Source organism: Streptomyces pactum, assembly GCF_016031615.1.
Lineage (GTDB): Bacteria > Actinomycetota > Actinomycetes > Streptomycetales > Streptomycetaceae > Streptomyces > Streptomyces pactus.
The window spans coordinates 2624143-2645645 of sequence record NZ_JACYXC010000001.1; the positions used below are offsets into that span (position 1 = coordinate 2624143).

Consider the following 21503-nt stretch of genomic DNA (forward strand, 5'->3'; position numbering starts at 1 on the left):
CTCACCCGCCCTCCCTCACCCGCCCCGGCACCGCGGGCCGGGCGTCCGCGGCGGCCCGCCACGAGCCCGGCGGGCGCACCACCCGGGCACCACGCCCCGCCCACCCCCGGGGGTACGCGACCCGGCCCGCCCCGGGGGGCACGCGCCCGCCGCCCGCCCCGCCGGCGCGGTGCCGTTTCCGCGGCCGGTGCGCACGCACGTCTCACCCAGCGGCTGCCGGGCATGTCCGGAATGGTTGCGACCGGTTCACCGTCGCTACCCTGCCGCGGGTGATCAGTGAACGCGCATTAACCGAATTACTGACCCCCGACCATTCCCCCACGGGAATGCCGGACGCGGGATTGCTGCGGCAGTACCTGGCCGCCGGAATGCCGCACGGTGAACCGATATGTATGAGCTTCGGGGAGACCTGGGACCGCATCCCCCCGGGTCTCGCCGATTGTCTGCGCCAGGTTCCCCGGTCCTCCCACGGCTATCAGCTCTCCCTGCACGGACTGCCCCGGCTGCGCACCGCGCTCGCCGCCCACCTGACCGCCTCCCACCGGCTGCCGGACACCGCCGAGCGCGGACGCCACTGGGAGGTGGGGGTGTCCTGGACCGGCACCCGGGCGGCGATGTTCGACTTCGCCCGCCTGGTGCTGGACCGCCGGCCCGCGACCGCCCGCCGGCCGGTCGCCCTGGTCGCCGGGCCCGCCTGGGACTACGCCGGCGTGCTCACCCCGCTCGGCTACGACGTGCGTCACCTGCCGCTCCGCTTCGACCGGGGCTTCGTCCCCGACCCCGAGGAACTGGCCGAACTCGCCGCGGAGATCGCCCGCGACCCGGCCGCCGGGACGGCAATGGTGGTGGTGAACGCCCAGCACAACCCCACCGCGGTCAACTGGTCCCCCGACTCCGTCAACGCCCTGCTGGACGCCGCCGAATCCGCCGGCGCCGCCGTCCTGATCGACGACGCGTACCTCAATGTGCACGATGTCGCGGTGGAGCCCACATCCGCACTGCGGCTGCTGCTCGACCGGCGCCGGGCGGCCGGGAATTCCACCGGCGCCCCCTGGCTGGCGGTGCAGTCGATGGGAAAGCAATTCGGCTGCAACGGGTGGGGCGTGGGGGCGGTCACCGCGCCCCCGGAAATCCTGGACGCGCTGGTGAACGGATACCGGCTGCACCATTCCCTGATGTCGTCGGGAATGCTCCAGCACGCGATGGCGGACTGGCTGGAATCGGTGGCGAGTACACAATTCCTGGCCGAGCAGCGGGTCCGGCTGACCGAGACCCGGGCGGCCGCCGAGGAGCAGTTCGTCAAGCGGCTGGGATACCCGGCGTCGGCGGTGCACACCGGCGAGTGCACCCCGTACATCGTGGTGCGGGTGCCGCCCGGTTACGCCGGTGACGAGGAGAGTGCCCGGGAGTTCCGCGCGGTGTGCTTCGAGCGGACCGGGGTGCTCACCGCGCCGGTGTGGCCGTGGCCCATGCCCGCCCCCGAGGAGGCCGGCCACGACCCGCAACTGCGGCTCTACCTCGGCTCCGGCACCGAGGGGGTGACCGAGGCGGTGCGCCGGATGTCCGCCGCGGGCCTCACCTGGACCGCGCGGCCGGCGGGCTGACCCGCACCGGGGTACGGCAGTGACGCGGTCCGCACCCGGTCCGCGGCGCCGCCGGCCCGGCCCGCGCCGGAAACCCGGCCCGGTCCGCGCCGAGGTGCCGGGGCCCCACGCCCCGGCACCCTCACACCGCGGACGGGCCCCCGCACCCGCCGGCCGCCGGGGAGTCACGGTGGCGGGCGGCGCCGGGCCCGGACCCGGCGGGCACGGTGGCCGGCCGTCGGCACGCGGCTGACGGATGCCACAACCTCCTTACAGGTACGACGAGTTCCGGTTCCGTACTGGGATCGGCTCGTCACCGCCCGTTCACCGGCCGCCGGCCGGGATGTTGGCTTCCGCGCGGAATCCTGCGCCTGTGAAACGCATCATGGGCATCGTCCTGGCGGTGCTGCTCATCGGCGGCGTGGTGGTCGCCGTGGTGGCGGGCCGTGACCAGGACACGAACACGGCAACGACGACCGTGCGCGGTGTGATCGGGTCGGAGAAGGGCGACTTCTTCAAGGACAGGGAAGTCGTCGAGGCCCTCGCCGACGAAGGGGTGGAGGTCAAGTACGAGACCTCCGGGTCCTGGGCGATGGAGGACCGCGACCTCAAGGGGTACGACTTCGCGTTCCCCGGCAGCGGCGCCCCGGCCACCGCGCTCAAGGACCGGCTGCGGATCAGCGGCGAGCTGCCCCGGCCCTTCTACTCACCCCTGGTGGTGGTCGCCCGCACGCCCGCGGCCCGGGTGCTGGAGGCCAACGGGCTGGCACGGTTGAACGGCGGGCACACCGGCACCCTGCGGATGAAGCCCTACCTCGACGCGGTGGACGACAACCGCAACTGGCAGCAGCTCAAGGACGCCGGCCGGTACCCGGAACTGACCGGCCGGCTCTGCGTGATCAGCACCGACCCGCTCACCTCCAACTCCGGGGCCCTGTACCTGGCCACCGCCTCCTACGTGGCGGCCGGCGGCAAGGTCGCCTCCGGCTCCGAGGACGTACGGGCCACCGCCCCGCTGATGCGGAAGCTGATCGAGGTGCAGGGGGCGCAGAAGACCAGCACCGACGGGCCGTTCTGGGACTTCATCAGCGGCGTCGGCGACGCGCTGGTGCTGGTCTACGAGTCGCAGGTGGCCGAGTACCTGGCGGACGAACAGCCGGCGGACGACCTGGTGGTGCTCTACCCGGACACCAACGTCTACAGCGACCACACCCTGGTGCCGCTGACCGAGGGCGGCAGGAAGCTCGGCGAACTGCTCTCCGACGACCCCGAGCTGCGCAGGCTGGCGGTGCGCCACGGCTTCCGCCCGCAGGGCGACCGCAGCGAGTTTCTCCGGGCGACCGACCGGCACAAGGACTACCTGAACCAGCGGCTGACCGACGTGAGCCAGGCCCGCGTGCCCACCTCGGAGGTACTCCAGGAGATGGCGCGCCGCGCGAAGGGACGGGAAGCCTGACATGACCACCCCACCACTGGGCCGGGCTCCGGCGCCCGCCCCCGCCGCGGCACCGGACCGGCCGCTCACCCTCACCCCGCCGGAGCCGGTGCCCCCGGTGGCACCCGACCAGGCCGACCGGCTGGTGCCGGTCGCGGACGAGGTGCGCACCGAGATGCGCCGGCGGGCCGCCGACTACGTGGGCGGGCTCGCCGGGCTGGACGCGCGCTCCCCGGAGTTCACCTCCCGGATCGAGGAGATCACCGAGCTGGGGGCGGCCGAAATCCAGCACGCCGCCCAGCAGTCCAACCGGATGCTGGACCGCACGGTGCGCTCACTGGACGGCGGCGGTGACGCGCAGAGCCGGGTCGCCGGGTCGCTGGTGGAGCTGCGCCGCACCATGGAGGACCTGGACCCGGGCGAGACGCCCGCCCGCGGCGCGCGCCGGCTGCTGTCGAAGCTGCCCGGCGGCCGGAAGGTCCGCGACCACATCGCCCGGTACGCCTCCGCCCAGGGCACCCTCAACAAGGTCGTCTCCTCGCTCCGCGGCGGCCAGGACGAGCTGCGCCGGGACAACGCCGCACTGCACACCGAGCGGACCCGGCTGTGGGAGACCATGGGCAGGCTCCAGGAGTACGTGGTCCTCACCGAGGCGCTGGACGAGGCGGTGGAGCAGCGGATCGCCGCCGCGGAGGCCACCGATCCGCGCGCGGCGGAGGCGCTCCGCGCCGATGTGCTCTTCCCCGTGCGGCAGAAGCACCAGGACCTGCTGACCCAGCTGGCCGTGTGCGCCCAGGGCTACCTGGCGATGGACGTGGTCCGGCGGAACAACGACGAGCTGATCAAGGGGGTGGAGCGGGCGGCCACCACCACCGTCTCGGCGCTGCGGATCGCGGTGATGCTCTCGGCCGCGCTGGAGAACCAGCGGAAGGTGACCGAGCAGGTCGACGCGTTGCGCACCACCACCGAGGAACTGATCCGGGCCAACTCGGCGATGCTGGCGACCCAGAGCGGGGAGATCCAGCGGATCGCCGCGGACCCGGCGGTGGGCGAGGAGACGCTGCGCGCGGCCTTCCAGGAGATCTTCGCGACGCTGGACGCGATCGACACCTACAAGGTCCGGGCCACCGAGGCGATGGCGGCCACCGTGGCCTCGCTGTCCGGCGAGCTGTCCCGGGCCGGCACGTATCTGGAGCGCACCCGCACCGCGGGGCAGCTGGAAGGGGGTGCCGGATGAAGGCCCGCCGGCTCGTGGCGGCGGTGACCGCCGCACTGCTGACCGGGGTGCTCGCCGGCTGCGGCGGGGGGTCCGACGACTCCGACCGGCCGGACGGCGGGCGGCCCACCACGGCCGCGCCGGGCACCCTGCGGGTGCTGGCCAGCAGCGAACTGTCCGACATGAAGCCGGTGCTGGAGGCGGCGCACAAGGCCACCGGCGTCCGGGTGGAGGCCACCTGGACCGGCACCCTGGACGCCACCGAACAGGTCGTCACCGGGAAGGCGGACGGCGCGTACGACGCCATCTGGCTCTCCTCCAACGACTATCTGCGGCTCCGTCCGGAGGCGGCGGGGAAGATCGCCTCGGAGACCCCGGTGATGACCTCGCCGGTGGCCCTGGGGGTGCGGAAGGAGACCCTGGACCGGCTGGGCTGGTCGCCGGAGAAGGTGACCTGGTCGCAGATCCACCGGGCCGCGGCCGACGGGAAGCTGCGCTTCGGGATGACCGACCCGGTCCGCTCCAACTCCGGGTTCTCCGCGCTGATCGCGCTGGCCGCCGGGTTGTCCGGGGCGCAGGGCGCGCTGACCGACGAGGACGTGGCCGCGGTCTCGGGCAAGCTGCGGGAGTTCTTCGGCGGGCAGCGGCTGACCTCCGGTTCCTCCGGCTGGCTGGCCGATGCCTACACCCGGCGCGGCGACCTGGACGGGCTGATCAACTACGAGTCGGTGCTGCTGTCGATGAACCGGGACGCCGGCACCGGCCTGACGGTGCTCCGCCCGGCCGACGGGGTGCTCACCGCGGACTACCCGCTGACCCTGCTGACCTCGGCCCCCGACCACGCCAAGGACTCCTTCGCCGCGCTCACCGGCTATCTGCGCGGGACCGGGGCGCAGCGGGCGATCACCGACGGGACGTTCCGCCGCCCGGTGGCCGGCTCGGTGCGGCCGGCCGCCGGACTGGGCGCCGCCAAGCGCCGGGAGCTGCCGTTCCCGGCGAGCCGTTCGGTCGCCGACGGGCTGCTGGCCGGTTACGAGAACACGCTCCGCCGCCCGTCGCGCACGGTGTACGTGCTGGACACCTCCGGGTCGATGGAGGGCGAGCGGCTGGAGCAGCTGAAGGATTCACTGGCCCAGCTGACCGGGACCGGCACCTCGGCGCCCGGACAGCGGTTCCGGGACCGGGAGGAGGTGACGCTGATGCCGTTCGGCGAGAAGGTGAAACGGACGGTGACGCACACCGTGCCGAAGACCGGGCAGGGCGCGGCGCTGGACCGCATCCGGGCCGACGCCGAGGGGCTGACCGCCTCCGGCGACACCGCGATCTACACCAGCCTGCGGGCGGCGTACGAGCATCTGCGGGAGCGCGGCGCGGACGGCTCCGGCGACGACCGGTTCTCCTCCATCGTGCTGATGACGGACGGCGAGAACACCACCGGCGCGGACGCCGGCGACTTCCGGTCCTTCCACCGCGGGCTCCCCGGCGAGCTGCGCGACGTCCCGGTCTTCCCGATCGTCTTCGGCGACTCCGACCGGAAGGAACTGGAGGGCATCGCGACGCTCACCGGCGGCCGGCTGTTCGACGCGGTGCGCGGCGGGTCGCTCGCCTCGGCGTTCGAGGAGATCCGTGGCTACCAGTAGGGGCGGCGGGCCCACCGCCGCGGCGGGCGGCCGGCTGCTGGGCTACCTGGAGTCGCGGAAGAACCTGGCCGGCTGTGTCGCCGGGCTCGGCGGGCTGGGGCTGACCTTCGCCGGGGCGGCCGGTACGTACTGGCCGGTGGTGATCGGCGGGCTGTACGGGGCGGCGGCGCTCATCGCCCCGCCGGAGCGGCCCCGGTCGCCGGAGTTCCCCGACCCCGAGGAGCAGCTGGAGGCGGTCCGGACGGACTTCGCCACCCTGCGCGAGTATCTGGGCGAGGTGACGCTGCCGCCGGCGGCCGGCGGCCGGCTCACCGAGCTGACCGATCTGCTGGAGGCGCTGCTGGAACCGGGCTGGGTGGGTGACGCGCTCGGCCGCGACCCGGAGGCGGTGCACGCGCTGTCCCGGGCGATCCGCCAGGACATCCCGGAGGCGGTGGACACCTACGCGCGCGCCCGGTGGTGGACCCGGCTGAACCCGGGCACCGAGCCGCCGGAGCGGCATCTGGAGCGTCAGCTCGGGCTGCTGTTCGAGGAGGCCGACGCGCTGGCGTCGGCGCTGCGGGACACCGAGGCCCGCCGCCAGGAGACGCACACCCGGTACCTGGAGGACCGCCGCAGGGGCGGCTGACGCCACAGGCCGGGCGGCAGGCCGCTCGCTCCCCGGGCGCGGCCACCGCGGGGCGCCGTCCGCTCGCGGGCGCCGCCGCGCGATCGGCGGTGCGCCCGCCACCGGGGCGTGGCGCGTCCGCCGGGGCGTGACAGACCGGGCGTGACGCGGCGACCGGGCGTCACACGGGGACCGGGCGTGACGCGGGGACCGGGCCCGGCCGGGGCCGCCCGGGCCGGACGCCGCCCCAGGTCAGGAGGGTGGCGGCGCCGGCCGGGCCCGGTGGCGGGTGGCGCGGTGTGCCGGGCGGCACGGGGACGTCCCGCCGGGCGGCACCGGTCCGTGGCGCGCCGCACCGTGCGCCGGGCGGCGCGCCGACCCCCCGGGTGCCGCACCGTACGCGGGGCGGCGCACCGGGGCCGCGGTCCGCCCGCGCCGGTCGGGCGCGGGCGTCGCGGAACGGCCTGGCGGCCGGTCAGCCCAGGCGCTCCACCAGCGCCCGGTACTCGTCCCACAGCTCCTTGGGCGTGTGGTCGCCGAAGGTGTTCAGGTGCTCGGGGACCAGCGCCGCCTCCTCCCGCCAGACGTCCTCGTCCACGGTGAGCAGGAACTCCAGGTCCTCCGCCGCGAGCTGGAGGCCGTCGGTGTCCAGCGAGCCCTTGGCCGGCAGCACGCCGATCGGGGTCTCGACACCCTCGGCCTTGCCGTCGAGGCGCTCCACGATCCACTTGAGCACCCGGCTGTTCTCGCCGAAGCCCGGCCACACGAACTCGCCCGCGGCGTTCTTGCGGAACCAGTTGACGTAGTAGATCTTCGGCAGCTTGGCCTCGTCACCGCGCTCCGCGGCGGCCTTGCCGACCTTGATCCAGTGCGCCATGTAGTCGCCCATGTTGTAGCCGCAGAACGGCAGCATGGCGAACGGGTCGCGGCGCAGCTCGCCGACCTTGCCCTCGGCGGCGGCGGTCTTCTCCGAGGCGACGTTGGCACCGAGGAAGACGCCGTGCTGCCAGGTGAAGGACTCGGTCACCAGCGGGACCGCGCTGGCGCGGCGGCCGCCGAAGAGGATCGCCGAGATCGGCACGCCCTTGGGGTCCTCCCACTCCGGCGCGATGATCGGGCACTGGCCGGCCGGGACGGTGAAGCGGGCGTTGGGGTGGGCGGCCGGGGTCCCCGACTCGGGGGTCCAGTCGTTGCCCTTCCAGTCGGTGAGGTGGGCCGGGGTCTCCTCCGTCATGCCCTCCCACCACACGTCGCCGTCGTCGGTGAGCGCGACGTTGGTGAAGACCGCGTTGCCCCACAGGGTCTTCATGGCGTTGGCGTTGGTGTGCTCGCCGGTGCCCGGCGCGACGCCGAAGAACCCGGCCTCCGGGTTGATGGCGTAGAGCCGGCCGTCCTCGCCGAAGCGCATCCAGGCGATGTCGTCGCCGATGGTTTCCACCGTCCAGCCGGAGATGGTGGGCTCCAGCATGGCGAGGTTGGTCTTGCCGCAGGCGGAGGGGAAGGCGGCGGCGACGTACCGGGGCTCGCCCTGCGGCGGGGTGAGCTTGAGGATGAGCATGTGCTCGGCGAGCCAGCCCTCGTCACGGGCCATCACCGAGGCGATGCGCAGCGCGTAGCACTTCTTGCCCAGCAGGGCGTTGCCGCCGTAGCCGGAGCCGTAGGACCAGATCTCGCGGGTCTCGGGGAAGTGCGAGATGTACTTGGTGGAGTTGCACGGCCACGGGACGTCGGCCTCGCCCTCGGCCAGCGGGGCGCCGAGCGAGTGCACGGCCTTGACGAAGAAGCCGTCCTCGCCCAGCTCGTCCAGCACCGGCTGGCCCATCCGGGTCATGGTGCGCATGGAGACCGCGACGTAGGCGGAGTCGGTGATCTCGACGCCGATGGCGGACAGCGGCGAGCCCAGCGGCCCCATGCAGAACGGGACGACGTACATGGTGCGGCCGCGCATCGACCCGCGGAAGATCCCCTGCTCGCCCGAGAAGATCTCGCGCATCTCGGCGGGGGCCTTCCAGTGGTTGGTGGGGCCGGCGTCCTCCTCCTTCTCGGAGCAGATGAACGTACGGTCCTCCACCCGGGCCACGTCGGTGGGGTCGGAGGCGGCGTAGTACGAGTTGGGCCGCTTGATGGGGTCGAGCCGCTTGAAGGTGCCCTTGGCCACCAGTTCCTCGGCCAGCCGCTCGTACTCCGCCTCGGAGCCGTCGCACCACACGATCCGGTCCGGCTCGGTGAGGGCGGCGATCTCCTCGACCCAGGAGATCAGTTCCCGGTGGCGGGTGGGCGGGGTGCTGGGGGTGGTGGGGGGAGCCGCATTACTGCGCGCCACGATCGCTCCATTTCCGCCGGCGGGCCCGAAGCTCCCGGCGTCATGTGTCGAGGGTTTTCGGCGGATAGGTGCACGTGTATCCGCTTATGGAGACAGCTACCCCTTGGGGGCTGCGACCCGGATGCTCAGCTCATCCGGTGCCGACCGCGCTCATTTGATCATCCGGCGAGTTGGCCTGCTTGTCCAGAGGACGCCTCCGTGACCATCACCACTCGACACCAGGGCGTAACCTACGGTGGCGTAGGTAGCATGAAGCACATGACCGCCGCAGCGCCCGAAGCCGTCAGCGACGCCCCGCACGCGCCCGCCGCAGCCCTGTCCACCCCCCTCAAGCCGAGGCTGCGCGGGTGGCTGCACGCCGGGATGTTCCCCACCGCCCTGGTCGCGGGGGTGGTGCTCACCGCCCTCGCCGACAGCACCCGCGGGCGGATCTCCTGCGCCATCTTCACCCTGACGGCGTGCGCGCTGTTCGGGGTGAGCGCCCTGTACCACCGCGGGAACTGGGGCCCGCGCGCCACCGCCGTCCTCCGCAGGCTGGACCACGCGAACATCTTTCTGATCATCGCCGGCACCTACACGCCGTTCACCCTGCTGCTCCTGCCGGACGGCAAGCAGGAGTTGCTGCTGTGGTTGGTGTGGGCCGGCGCGCTCGCCGGCATCGCCTTCCGGGTCTTCTGGGTGGGCGCCCCCCGCTGGCTGTACACCCCCTGCTACATCGCGCTGGGCTGGGCCGCGGTCTTCTTCCTGCCGGACTTCATGCGCAGCGGCGGCATAGCGGTCATGACGCTGATCATCGTCGGCGGGGTGCTCTACAGCGTGGGCGCGGTGGTCTACGGCACCAAGCGCCCCAACCCCTCACCCCGCTGGTTCGGCTTCCACGAGGTCTTCCACTCGTTCACACTCGCCGCGTTCGCGGTGCACTACGTCGGCATCTCGCTCGTCGCCTACCAGCACGGCTGACCGGTGCGGCCCGCGCCCGGTACGGCCGGGCGCACCCGGGCACGTGACGGATGCGGGTACGCCCCGCATACCCGGACCGGCCCGTCGGCCGCCGGGCCCGGGTACGCCGCACCGGAACCGCCCCGGGGGACCGGGAGTACGGGCCCGAAGGCACCGGCCCGCCCGGCCGGGGCCGGGCCGGACCAGGCAGCACCGGCAAGGGGCCAGGGCCGGGGGACCCCCCTCCCGCGTACCGGAACGAGCCCGCGGGCGGGCCCGGACGCGTACGGGTGCGAGGAGAAGCGCTGACCCGCGCCTCGCTCCGATCCACCCTCCCGCGCGCCGGTCCGCCCTCCCGCGCGCCGGGCACAGCCGCCCGCGTACGCCGGGCCGGCCGCCGAACCGACCGCCGGGCGAACGCACCGATCCGCCACCCATGTGCCGTACGCCGGTCCGCCACGCGCCCGGCGGCGCCCCCGGCCTGGCGCACGCGCCGGCGACCATCCCGCACGCGCCGTACGCGGGCGCACGGTGGCGCCGGCGGCGCTCCCGGAGTACGGACGCGCCGCGTGCCCGCTACCGCCCGGCCGCTGGCAGGTCCGCCCCCGCGCCCCGGACCGCCGCCGCCAGGACCTTCGGGTCGGCGGTGGGCGCGTCACAGGTGAACGCGCGGCACACATACGCGGCCGGCCGGCCGTGGAACAGCGGCCGGTCGGCCAGCAGCGGCACCTCCGGCCGCCCCGGCTCGCCGAGCGCCACCACGGCGCCCGGCGCGGTGCCCAGCAGCGCGACACGGTGCAGCGCGCGGGTCGCCGGATCGTCCGCCGGTCCGACCACCGCGACCTCGCGCGGGCCGTCGAGCACCGCCTCGGCGGCGGCCAGCCCCCAGCCGATGAAGCGCGGCACGCGCGGTCCCAGCGCGGAGACCACGCCCAGCGCCCGCTCCCCCGCCTCCCGGTGCCGGCTGCTGCCGGTCACCGCCGCGTAGCTGATCAGCGCCTGGGCGGCGGCGGTCCAGCCGGAGGGGGCGGCGTTGTCGGTGGGGTCCTGCGGGCGGCGGATGAGGGTCTCCGCGTCGTCCGCGGTGTCGTACAGGCTGCCGTCGGAGGCGGTGAAGTGCCGCAGCACGGTGTCCAGCAGCAGGCCGGCGAAGTCCACCCACACGCCCTCACCGGTCACCGAGGCGAGCGTCAGGAAGCCCTCGGCGACGTCGGCGTAGTCCTCCAGCACTCCCGCGTGGCCGCCCGCGGTGCCGTCCAGCGAGGTGCGCGCCAGCCGCCCCTGGTGGTCCATGTGCACCCGCACCAGCAGGTCCGCGGCGGCGGTGGCCGCCTCCACCAGGTCCGGGCGGTCGAAGTAGGCGCCGGTCTCCGCGAGCGCCGCGATCGCCAGCCCGTTCCACGCGGCGATCACCTTGTCGTCCCGGCCCGGGCGCGGCCGCCGCTCCCGGGCGGCGAGGAGCCGCTCGGTGACCGAGGCGATCCGCTCCGCCTCCGCACCGTCCGCCGGGTCCGGCCCGGCCGGCTGCCGCAGCACCGAGAAGCCCTCCTCGAAGGTGCCCTCCTCGGTGACCTGGAAGTGGCGCGCGGCGAAGGCGCCGTCCTCCGCGCCGAGCACCTCGGTCAGCTGCTCCGGCGTCCACACGTAGTACGCGCCCTCCGCGTGCCGGCCGTCCGGCGTCTCGCTGTCGGCGTCCAGCGCCGAGGCGAAGCCGCCCTGGTCGGTGCGGAGTTCGCGGAGCAGGAAGTCGGCGGTGTCCAGCGCGACCCGGCGGGCGAGGGGGGAGCCGGTGGCCCGCCACAGGTGCGCGTAGACCCGCCCCAGCAGGGCGTTGTCGTACAGCATCTTCTCGAAGTGCGGCACCACCCACCCGGCGTCCACCGAGTAGCGGGCGAATCCCCCGCCGAGCTGGTCGTGGATGCCGCCGCGGGCCATCGCCTCGCAGGTGGTGCGGGCCATCTCCAGAGCGGCCTGGGAACCGGTGCGCGCGTGGTGGCGGAGCAGGAACTCCAGCACCATGGACGGCGGGAACTTGGGCGCGCCGCCGAAGCCGCCGCGCGCCTGGTCGAACTCCCGGGTGAGCGCCAGCAGCGCGCTGTGCAGGTCGTCCGCCCCCGGCGGGCGCGGCATGCCGTACGGCAGGGAGCGCTCGGCCAGGTCCCGCACGATCCGCCCGGCGACCTCCGCGACCTCCTCGCGGCGGTCCGCCCACGCCGTCCGCACCCCCTCCAGCACCTGGCGGAAGGACGGCATCCCCTGCCGCGGCCGGGGCGGGAAGTAGGTGCCGAAGTAGAAGGGTTCGGCGGACGGGGTGAGGAAGACGGTCATCGGCCAGCCGCCCTGCCCGGTGGCCGCCTGCACCGCCTCCATGTACACCGCGTCGATGTCCGGGCGCTCCTCGCGGTCCACCTTCACGGACACGAAGTGCTCGTTCAGGTACGCGGCGGTCGCCTCGTCCTCGAAGGACTCGTGGGCCATGACGTGGCACCAGTGGCACGCGGAGTAGCCGACCGACAGCAGCACGGGCACATCGCGCCGCCGCGCCTCCTCGAACGCCTCCGGCCCCCAGGGCCACCAGTCGACCGGATTGTCGGCATGCTGCAACAGGTACGGGGAAGTGGCATCGGCCAGGCGGTTCACCATGTGGGCAGTATCGCAGCGCCGCCTGCGGGAACCTCGAAATCGAAACGGACTGGCGAGGTCGGTGCCAGCCCGTCGCTGCGTAGCCCTGCCGCACGCGTCGCAGCTACGGAGCAGGCCCCCTTCTTGTGCAAGTGACAATAACTGACCTACCTTGCCGTACATGTCGGACGACACATGGTCACCACCGCCTGTACTGCTGACGGTCGATCTCGTGATCCTCACGCTGCGGGAGAGCCGCCTGCACGTCCTCCTGGTGGAGCGGGCCGAAGACCCTTTCCGGGGCATGCTCGCCCTGCCTGGAGGCTTCCTGAACCACGACGGTGAGGAGATTCTGGATGCTGCCCACCGCGAACTGCGCGAGGAAACGGCCCTGACCGCCGGTCGAGTGCACCTTGAACAGCTGGCCGTGTACGGGGACTCGGGCCGAGATCCGCGCGGCCGAGTGGTCTCTGTGGCCCATCTGGCGATCGCACCGGAGTTGCCCGACCCGATCGCGGGAACGGACGCCACCGATGCCGCATGGGTTCCCGTGGAAGCCGTTCTGTCCGGCGAGGTGGAACTCGCCTTCGACCACCACCGAATCACCATGGACGGAATCGAACGGGCGCGCGCAAAACTCGAGTTCTCGTCACTCGCAACAGCATTCTGCAGGGAAGAATTCACCATCGCAGAATTGCAGCAGGTATACGAGGCCGTCTGGGGCACCGAACTCGACACCCGCAATTTCTACCGGAAAGTCCAAGCCGCGAAAGGGTTCATCGTCCCCATCGGCACCGATCGCAGGTCCACGGGAGGGCGGCCCGCACGACTGTACCGGGCCGGCCCGAAAACTGTGCTGTTCCCACCGCTGATCCGTCCCACGCCATCCGCACCGGAAGAGAACACAAGAAAGGAAGAGGAATAATGCCGAATGGCCCGGTGGTGGTTCTCACTGCCCTCAATCTTGAATACCAGGCGGTGCGACAAAGGTTGACCGGACCGCAGGTGCATCGCCATAAGCGTGGCACACGGTTCGAGGTGGGAACCGTGCAGGGCACGTCATGCCGTGTCGCACTCGGCCTGACAAACAAGGGAAACCATTCCGCCGCAGTAATCGCCGAACGCGCGATTGAGGAATTCTCGCCCGTTGCTGTACTGTTCGTCGGGGTTGCCGGTGCCCTATGGGATACCGCCAGGTTAGGTGACGTGGTGGTGGCGACACATGTGTACGCCTACCATGGCGGGACCAGCGAGGACGACGGACTCAAAGCGCGCCCCCGGGTGTGGGAAGCACCGCACGGAATCAGCCAGATCGCTTCGCACCTGGCCCGTTCGAGCGACTGGGTCGAATTCACGCCCGGCCACCGGAATTTACCACAGGTGCGCTTCGGGGCGATCGCCGCTGGCGAGGTTGTGCAGAACTCAAGGATTTCAGCCGAGGCGAAGTGGATCCGGCAGCACTACAACGACGCGCTCGCCATCGAGATGGAGGCGGCCGGTGTGGCACAGGCCGGTCATCTCAGCGGAGCACCGGTAGCCATCATCCGGGGGATCAGCGACCGTGCGGACGGCACGAAGAACAGTGCGGATGATCGTAACTGGCAGCCGCTGGCCGCAGCGAACGCGGCGGCGTTCGCCACCCGGCTGGCAGTGGAACTGATGGGGGAGCAGGAGGGGGCCGCAATGCTCACCGACGGCACGGCCGGCTCGGCTGACCGGTTCGACCGGAGCGTCAGCAACACCGCCCACAACAGCACCGTCGGCATCATGGCCGGCTCAGTCACGGGCAGCAACGTCCACATGAACGCGGCCCCGAAGGGATCCGACCCGACGACCCTGATCTCGGACCTGATCCGTTTCCGCGATCAGCTGGCGCGGCACCTCGCCGAGGGCGCCCTCGACAAGGACACCTACCAAGAGGCCCTGGACGATCTGGACTCCGCTCTCCGGGCGGCCGGGGGAAACACCCCTGAATCGGCGAAGCGGACGGTCATGACGCTCAGGAGGCTGCGCGGATTGCTTGCTGAGTACCCCACACTGGTGGCCGAGCTGGCCCCCATGGTCACCGCGGCCGGTGACCTGGCATGAGCCACAGCAACGGTGCCGCGTACAACTCGGCAGCCTACGACTCCACCGTCGGAATCCAGGCCGAGACCGTACACAACTCCAACGTCTACTTCGTTCACCCGGACGCATCGCCGCAGGAGAAGTACAGGGTAGGCGTGCGGCTCCTGGAGGATGGCATCCCGAGCCGTGCCCGCGAGGTGATCACCGATGTGATCGCCCACGGGTACGACGGCGCGGAGGTTCGCTTTCATTGGGTACTCGCTGTACTCAGCGCACGCACCTACCACGACCTCAGTACCGAAGAGATCCAACGGCTGCATCACACCTCTGGGCTCGTGCGGACCTACGCCGAGGACGAGTGGAAGAAGGCCCTGCGCGTCATTTTCGACCTGCTGGCGGTGCTCAGCACCGCCAGCGGCGAGACCGGCCCCGTGCTGAAGCAGTTGCAAGACCTGCCGCTCCACCAGCACAATGCGATCCTCCGCCACCTCGACCTCATGCTGACCGGAGGACTGAAGGACGACCTGTGGGCGGAAACCTGCGGACGGGCCAGGGCGGAGCGCTTCGGCAACGACCGGGTCCAGCGGGTCTGGGCCTACTTCGCACCCGCCCCCATCGGGCCGCGGGCCATGCCGCCCCGCCCGAGCACGGCTGCCTCAGCCAAAGAAGCCCTTCCGATCCGGGCGGTCCTGTTCGTCGTCAGCAGTGTGCTCCTCTGGGTTCTGGCACTGATCGCGGATCCGGCCAAGTCCATCGTCGAGTTAGTGGTGGCTCTCGGCGCGGGTCTGACTGCGGCACACTTCGGCGTCCGCTGGTGGGGCCAGGAACCCCGGTTGGACCCCACGACCGGGAAGGTCGTCCCGCACACGCGCGGCACCACCTCTGCTGAGGACGGGTTCACCAACCGCGTCCGCCATTCGTTCGATCACTACTTCAGTATCCGCACGCCCTACGGGTTCACCCCGGAGGCCTGGCTTGCCCACACCGCTCAGATCCGCAGCAGCCTCGCTGCCGAGGTCGCAGACCTCTACCGGGAGAGCCGGATCAGTGTGGACCGGGTCACCTGGTTGATCCGGTACCTCGCTGAGGACACTCGGAACCGCTACAACAATGGCACCCTGTTCGATCATCATCGCCAGGGTCGGGCATCGGTCGGAACGAAGACCGTGACCGTGGCGGCCCTAGCCGTTCTCATCATCGCGGCTCTGAGCGCGTTCGGAACGGCAGCCGCGGGTGCCGCCTCGCCACGGCCACTATGGGCGTTCCTGGCCGTGCTCGGTGCCGCCTGGGCCGGGCACTCGGCCGCTTCCCTGTGGTTGGAGGTCCAACGGGAAGAGCATCGACTGGCCCGGGAGACGCAGAAGTACCATGAACAGCTGACCGCACGACAGATTGCCTTTCAGCAATGGCAGTCGTTCCTGGACGCCACGCGCCCCAGTGAACTGGAAATGGAGACCTGGCTCACCTGCGACAAAACGTTGTTCATCGATGAAGCGCTCCAGCACCACCGCCTCACCTGGCGCGACCTGATCACCCACACCATTCTGGTGGCCCCAGCCCCTTCCTACAGACGAGGCCGAGTCAGGGGTGGCCCCTGGAGGTACTCACACTACGTCTTCCGCCTGTTCCTGTTCACCCAGGACGGTATCCGCGAGATCAGCTCCGAGTTCAACTTCTTCGACGCAACACGTAAGAACGAACAGCGGAGCAACTACCGGTTCGAAGCACTGTCCTCCGTGCAGGTGACAGAGAACGCCAACGTCGGCTACGACCTGGAGCTGTTCCTCACCAACGGGCCAGCCAGGAAGATCCGCGTCAAGGACGCCGATGCCCATCAACTGGCACCGGACGAGGATTCTCAGGAGATTTCCGAGATCAACCTCAGCGCGGCCGGCTCCACCCACACCTTCCGCCTCCTGGAGGGGGTAGCGGCAGACGGGAAGAGCTGGATCGAACGGCACAGCCCCAACAACCTGACGCCCTTCCAAATCGCCGGATGATTCTGAGCTCGAACACAGGAATGGCTGTGAATTCCACAGACGATGTCACCGAGAGCAAAATCCTACTGGCCGAATACGCCTGCCTAAAAGAGGAACAGAAAACCCGCATAGGGTTCCGCGACAACCTGCTCTACTTCACGCTTGCGGCGGCCACTGCCGTCGTGGCGGTCGCCGTCCAGAGCGGTCAGTCCCGAGTCCTGCTCTCCATCCCCGCCATCTGTCTGATTCTGGGTTGGACCTACCTGGTCAACGACGAGAAAATCTCGGCGATCGGCTGTTACGTCCGCGATCAGCTGGGGCCGCGCCTGGGGGAACTCGCCTCTGCCCAGGACACAGTGTTCGGCTGGGAGGTTTACCACCGCAATGTAGCGGGTCGCAGCACGCGCAAGCGGCTTCAGACCGCGGTGGACCTGTTCACGTACCTGGGCCTGCCAATGGTCTGCGCGGCCGCATTCTGGTGCTCTCCCACCCACCAGCCCATGGTCGTGCTCACTTCTCTCATACAGACCCTCGCTCTGGCCGTACTGGGCTGGCAATTCCTGCGTCGTGCGGAGCGGTAGCGCCGACCCCGACGCACCTTCCGGACATGCATACGACGCTTTCGGTGCGCGTAGGCACGGTTCGTGCTCCGCTATTCGGTTGGCAAGCGCCCGGCTCGGGCCAAGGCAGTTCGTGTGTCCGTCGGCCAGCTCAAACGAGCAGCTTGTCCGAGCCATACCCGTACGTGGGGCCGTGATATGGCCGAAACCGGCCTAGGCCCCTGGCACGCAGCGCCGCGAAGCCCTGCTCGGGCGGCCGGGCCGGAGTGGTCTCCGGAGCCCCTGCCATCCCCACTGGTGGCAGGGGCACGGGAGACGGCCCGCCCCCGCCGCACGCCGGACGGGGGCGGGCCGGCCGGCGGTGGTGGCCGGCGGCGGCACCCGGGCTCGGCCGCTCATCCGCGTCCCGGGGCCGCGCGGCCGGGCACCCGGCCCGCGACGTCGAGGACACTACCGGCGGGGCGGCCGGGCCGAGTCTCACGGAAGTCTCAACTTGCCCTTCATGGGCGGGCCGCGGCGGTCTAGGTTCGTCGCGACCACCGGGGATCAGGGGGTGGCCACGGGCGACCGGGAGGGGCAGCGAGGCGAGATGGCGGGCCCGGGAGGGACGGCTGCCGGAGCGGCAGGGGCGCGCGGGCCGACGGCCGCCGCGGCGGACGGTGGCCCGGCGGGGCGGCCGGGCCGTGACGCGGCGGGAGCGGTGGGCGGTGAGGGCGCGGGGACGGATCGTGCGGCGGAGCTGGCGCGGCTGGGGGAGGCCGTGGCGCGGCACCGGCTGGTCAACCTGACCGGCCCGCCGGGCGTGGGCAAGACCTGGCTGGCCGAGCGCCTCGGCGCCGGTGGGCCGGTGGACCTGGGCCGCCCCGGCGCCGCCGAGGATCTGCGGCGACGGCTGCGCCACCCCGGGAGGGGCCGGGTGGTGGACGGTACGGGGGTGAGCCCCGGGACAGGGCCGGTAGCGGACGGTACGGGGGCGGGCCTCGGGACGGGGCCGGCGGCGGGCGGTGCGGGCACGGACCGCGGGAGCGATCCGGCGGACGGCCCGGGCACCGGCCGGCGGACGGGTCCGGCAGGCGCCCCGGCGGACGACTCGTACCCGGACCGGGCAGGCAGCCCGAAAGCGGACACGGGCACCAGGAACGGCACGGACGGCACGGGCGGCACGGATGGCACGGATGGCACGGGCGCTGGCCCGGCCGTCGGTACGGCGGACGGTACGGGCGCGGGTCCGGTGGACGGGCTCGTCGTCGTGGACGGGGTGGACACCGCGGCCCGCGCCGCGCTGCTGCACGACGTGGTGGCGGAGCTGCCCGGGTGCCCGCGGCTGCTGGTGGTCGGCCGCCGGCCGCTGCGCAGCTGGGCGGGGTGGACCGGATCCGGCGTGGTCACCGTGCCGCTCGACCCGCTGCCCGGCCACGCCGTGGACGCCCTGGCCCGCGCGGCGGGGATCACCGAGCCGGAGACACGGGCCCTGGTGGTGCGGCTCGCCGGGGGCGTCCCGCTGCTCGCCGCGGCGGCCTGCCGTGCCGTGCACGCCGGCGCGTCGCCCGGCACCCCGGGGGCGGTGGCCGACCGGATCGCCGAGGAACTGGTCCAGCGCCTCGCCCATGAGCTGCCGGGCCGGCGCCGGCAGCACGCGCTGCGACTGCTGGCCACCGTGGGCGCCGCCGACGAGAAGCTGCTCGGCGGCGGGCCCGAGCTGTTCGCCGCGCTCGGCCGGCTCAGTGTCGTCGCCCCGGCGCCGTCCGGGCTGACCCTCCGGGAGCCCTACCGCCACGTGCTGGAGCTGGCCTACCGCTGGCGGCGCCCCACCGCCCACCGGGCGGCCGCGGAGCGCGCCGCCGCGTACCGGCGGGAGCTGCTCACCGAGGCGGTGACCAGCGCCGAACAGGCAGAGCTGACCGAGCAGGGGCTGTTCCTCACCGGCGACCCGGAGCTGCGCCGGGCGCTGTTCCCGCCGCTGGAGTCGGCCGCCCGGATCGGCCCGGCCCGGGAGGCGGAGGCGGACGACATCGGCCGGCTGATGCACGCCTGGGCGCTGCGCGGCGGTTTCGCGACGCGCCGGGCGCTGCACCTGACCGAGCGGTGGGTGGCGCACGGCGTCTCGTCGTTCCACGTGGCCCGGGACCGGGAGGGACGGCCGGTCGGGCTCGCCGGGCTGCTGCCGATCAGCGAGCGGACAGCGGACGGCGCCGAGCCGTTGCTCCAGCAGTACACCGGCGCCGTGGTGGACCGGGGCGACGACGGGGCGCTGCTGCTGGGCGCCGCCTACTGCCCCGACCCGGCGACCCACGCCCGGCTGCTCCGGCACATCCTGCGCCGCGCGGTGGCCGCCCGCCACCTGGTGGTCTCCACCGCCAGCCCGGACTACCAGGCACTGGTACGGACCCTGGGGTTCCGGCCGCACGGCAGTCTGCGCGACGACATCTACCGCTGCGGTCGCCGGCCGGAGGTGTACAGCAACGACTTCACCCCGGCGGCGCTGCCGTGGTGGCTGCGGCGCCTGGGGGCGGAACCGGCGGCCGGGCCGCAGGAGGAGACGGTCGCCGACGTGGCGTGGGCGCTGAGCCGCATCCGGGACCCGGGTGCCCTCGCCACCAGCAGGCTGGTCGGCTCCCCCGCCACGCCGACGGTGAGCGCCCTCCAGGCGTGGCTGTACGAGGCGGTGCTGGAGCTGGGCACCGCCGAGGAGCAGGCCGACGCCGAGGCGGGCGCCATCCTGCAGTCCTACTACCTGGGCCGGGCCGGCAACCACCACCGGGTGGCGACCCGGCTCCACCTCAGCCGGGCCACCTACTTCCGCCGGCTCCGGCGCGGCCTGGAGGTGCTGGCCACCCGGCTGGCGTCGACCGGGCGACGGACCTGAGCCCGCGATCGTGCGAACGGGCGACGCGGACCTGAGCGCGCGGACGACGGACCGGGCCCGCGGTCGGGCGCCCGGCCGGCACCCATGGGCCGGGGTGGGGGCCCGCTCGCACCCCGCGGGGCCGGGCCCTGCGGGCGGAGGGACGTGAGGGGCATACCGGGCAGGCCGGCGGCGGATGCCAGGGCAGGCCGCAGCCGCGACAGCGGGCACGAGGACGGCAGGGAAGAGAAACGGGCAGCGAAGAGAAACGGCAGGCCGGAACGTCGGCCTGCCGCCGTTTCGGGGGTGGCCGACATCACCCGGCGACGGACCGCCGCCGGGTGGTGGTCACCGCCGCCGAAGTCAGCCCTTGGCCGCGGACGGCTTTCCCGGGGCCGTGCCCGAAGCGGCCTTGCCCGTGCCCGCGGCGGACGCGCCCGCCTTCGGGCCCGGCTCGGGCTCGACCTCGAAATCGACCTTCTTCATGTGCTTGTTCATGGACTTCATCAGCATCCACACCGCGACGCCGATGACCGCGAACACGAGGAAGCCGAGCACACCCGGCGTCACCTTGTTCTTGTCCAGTTCCTTGGCGAGCTGGACAACCGGGGCCGCGTGGGTCAGGGCGAGGGAGCTGGTCGCGCTCATCATGGGGTCAATTGTTGCGGATACCCGCGAAGAGGTCGTCCTCGGGGAGGGATGTCTCCACCAAAGACCTGGCCAGCTCGTACTCCTCGGTCGGCCAGACCTCCTTCTGGATCTCCATCGGGACCCGGAACCAGCCGCCGTCGGGGTCGATCTGGGTGCGGTGGGCGATCAGCGCCTTGTCCCGGATCTCGAAGAAGTCCGCGCACGGCACGAACGTGGTCAGCGTCCGCTCCCGCTTCTCGAAGTCCTTCCAGCGCTCCAGCCACTCCCCGTACGGCGACTCCAGGCCGCGCGCCAGCAGCGCCTCGTGCAGCGCGGTGGTGCGGGGCCGGTTGAAGCCCTGGTTGTAGTAGAGCTTCTGCGGCTGCCAGGGCTCACCGGTGCCCGGGTACTTCTCCGGGTCCCCGGCGGCGTCGAAGGCCACCATGGTGATCTTGTGGGTCATGATGTGGTCGGGGTGCGGGTAGCCGCCGTTCTCGTCGTAGGTGGTGATCACCTGCGGCCGGAACTCGCGGATCAGCTTCACCAGCCGGCCGGCGGCCTCGTCCACGTCCTCCAGCGCGAAGCAGCCCTCCGGCAGCGGGGGCAGCGGGTCGCCCTCGGGCAGGCCGGAGTCCACGAACCCCAGCCACTCCTGCTTGACGCCGAGGATCTCGCGGGCCTCGTCCATCTCCTTGGCCCGGACCTCGTGGATGTTCTTCTCGATGTACTCGTCACCCTGGAGCTTCGGGTTGAGGATGGAGCCGCGCTCCCCGCCCGTGCAGGTGACGACCAGCACATCCACCCCCTCGGACACGTACTTCGCCATGGTGGCCGCGCCCTTGCTCGACTCGTCGTCGGGGTGGGCGTGCACAGCCATCAGTCGCAACTGCTCAGTCAAGGCTCGATCCTCAGTCATCGAAGGGTCGGTCGGTGCGGTCGTGGTGCGGGTGGGTGCGGCAGCGGCCGTCGGCCGGCCTTCGGGCCGGGGGTGTCCGGGAGGGACCCTCGGGCGGCTTCTATAGTGACCCAGACCGGTGAGAAAAAATTCCGGTCCCGG

Annotated in this window: 15 protein-coding genes; 11 read left to right on the forward strand and 4 right to left on the reverse strand. The window is 72.3% G+C overall.

Annotated elements, in window-relative coordinates; translation table 11 throughout:
* Positions 1-326 precede the first annotated feature (326 nt).
* The 5 genes from IHE55_RS10215 (at position 327) to IHE55_RS10235 (ending at position 6502) form a co-directional block, all read left to right on the forward strand.
* The gene (locus IHE55_RS10215; RefSeq protein WP_197988740.1) at positions 327-1604 is read left to right on the forward strand and encodes a pyridoxal phosphate-dependent aminotransferase; all 1278 of its coding nucleotides are present in this window, start codon (positions 327-329) and stop codon (positions 1602-1604) included.
* Between the two features lie 352 nt (positions 1605-1956).
* The gene (locus IHE55_RS10220; protein ID WP_307826598.1) at positions 1957-3039 is read left to right on the forward strand and encodes a substrate-binding domain-containing protein; all 1083 of its coding nucleotides are present in this window, start codon (positions 1957-1959) and stop codon (positions 3037-3039) included.
* A 1-nt stretch (position 3040) separates the two neighbouring features.
* On the forward strand, positions 3041-4255 hold the full coding sequence (locus IHE55_RS10225) for a toxic anion resistance protein (protein WP_197988742.1): 1215 nt from the start codon (positions 3041-3043) through the stop codon (positions 4253-4255).
* On the forward strand, positions 4252-5874 hold the full coding sequence (locus IHE55_RS10230; RefSeq protein WP_197988743.1) for a substrate-binding and vWA domain-containing protein: 1623 nt from the start codon (positions 4252-4254) through the stop codon (positions 5872-5874). The genes IHE55_RS10225 and IHE55_RS10230 overlap by 4 nt, the downstream gene beginning before the upstream one ends.
* Positions 5861-6502, forward strand: coding sequence for a hypothetical protein (locus tag IHE55_RS10235; protein ID WP_307826599.1), 642 nt, complete (start codon positions 5861-5863; stop codon positions 6500-6502). The genes IHE55_RS10230 and IHE55_RS10235 overlap by 14 nt, the downstream gene beginning before the upstream one ends.
* Before the next feature lie 454 nt (positions 6503-6956).
* On the opposite strand, the gene IHE55_RS10240 is transcribed toward IHE55_RS10235, so the two are convergent.
* Complete coding sequence (locus IHE55_RS10240) at positions 6957-8804, reverse strand: phosphoenolpyruvate carboxykinase (GTP) (RefSeq protein ID WP_197988744.1); 1848 nt, start codon at positions 8802-8804, stop codon at positions 6957-6959.
* A 249-nt stretch (positions 8805-9053) separates the two neighbouring features.
* Between IHE55_RS10240 and trhA the strand changes: the two genes are divergently transcribed.
* Positions 9054-9764: a PAQR family membrane homeostasis protein TrhA gene (gene trhA / locus IHE55_RS10245; RefSeq protein WP_197988745.1), complete on the forward strand. Its 711-nt coding sequence runs from the start codon at positions 9054-9056 to the stop codon at positions 9762-9764.
* A gap of 555 nt (positions 9765-10319) precedes the next feature.
* On the opposite strand, the gene IHE55_RS10250 is transcribed toward trhA, so the two are convergent.
* Positions 10320-12386, reverse strand: coding sequence for a thioredoxin domain-containing protein (locus IHE55_RS10250; RefSeq protein WP_197988746.1), 2067 nt, complete (start codon positions 12384-12386; stop codon positions 10320-10322).
* Positions 12387-12546: 160 nt separating this feature from the next.
* Here IHE55_RS10250 and IHE55_RS10255 point away from each other — a divergent pair, with 160 nt between their 5' ends.
* The 5 genes from IHE55_RS10255 (at position 12547) to IHE55_RS10275 (ending at position 19837) form a co-directional block, all read left to right on the forward strand.
* Positions 12547-13290, forward strand: a complete 744-nt coding sequence (locus tag IHE55_RS10255; protein ID WP_197988747.1) for an NUDIX hydrolase — start codon at positions 12547-12549, stop codon at positions 13288-13290.
* The gene (locus IHE55_RS10260; RefSeq protein ID WP_197988748.1) at positions 13290-14453 is read left to right on the forward strand and encodes a 5'-methylthioadenosine/S-adenosylhomocysteine nucleosidase family protein; all 1164 of its coding nucleotides are present in this window, start codon (positions 13290-13292) and stop codon (positions 14451-14453) included. The genes IHE55_RS10255 and IHE55_RS10260 overlap by 1 nt, the downstream gene beginning before the upstream one ends.
* Positions 14450-16432, forward strand: coding sequence for a hypothetical protein (locus IHE55_RS10265; RefSeq protein ID WP_197988749.1), 1983 nt, complete (start codon positions 14450-14452; stop codon positions 16430-16432). Before IHE55_RS10260 ends, IHE55_RS10265 begins: the two co-directional genes overlap by 4 nt.
* Before the next feature lie 20 nt (positions 16433-16452).
* Positions 16453-16992, forward strand: coding sequence for a hypothetical protein (locus tag IHE55_RS10270; protein ID WP_197988750.1), 540 nt, complete (start codon positions 16453-16455; stop codon positions 16990-16992).
* A 1210-nt stretch (positions 16993-18202) separates the two neighbouring features.
* A complete protein-coding gene (locus IHE55_RS10275; RefSeq protein WP_197988751.1) occupies positions 18203-19837 on the forward strand; it encodes a hypothetical protein in 1635 nt (544 codons plus the stop codon).
* Positions 19838-20179: 342 nt separating this feature from the next.
* On the opposite strand, the gene IHE55_RS10280 is transcribed toward IHE55_RS10275, so the two are convergent.
* Both IHE55_RS10280 and mca read right to left on the reverse strand, forming a co-directional pair.
* Complete coding sequence (locus IHE55_RS10280) at positions 20180-20467, reverse strand: hypothetical protein (protein ID WP_197988752.1); 288 nt, start codon at positions 20465-20467, stop codon at positions 20180-20182.
* A gap of 4 nt (positions 20468-20471) precedes the next feature.
* On the reverse strand, positions 20472-21344 hold the full coding sequence (mca, locus tag IHE55_RS10285) for a mycothiol conjugate amidase Mca (protein ID WP_197988753.1): 873 nt from the start codon (positions 21342-21344) through the stop codon (positions 20472-20474).
* Between the last annotated feature and the right edge of the window lie 159 nt (positions 21345-21503).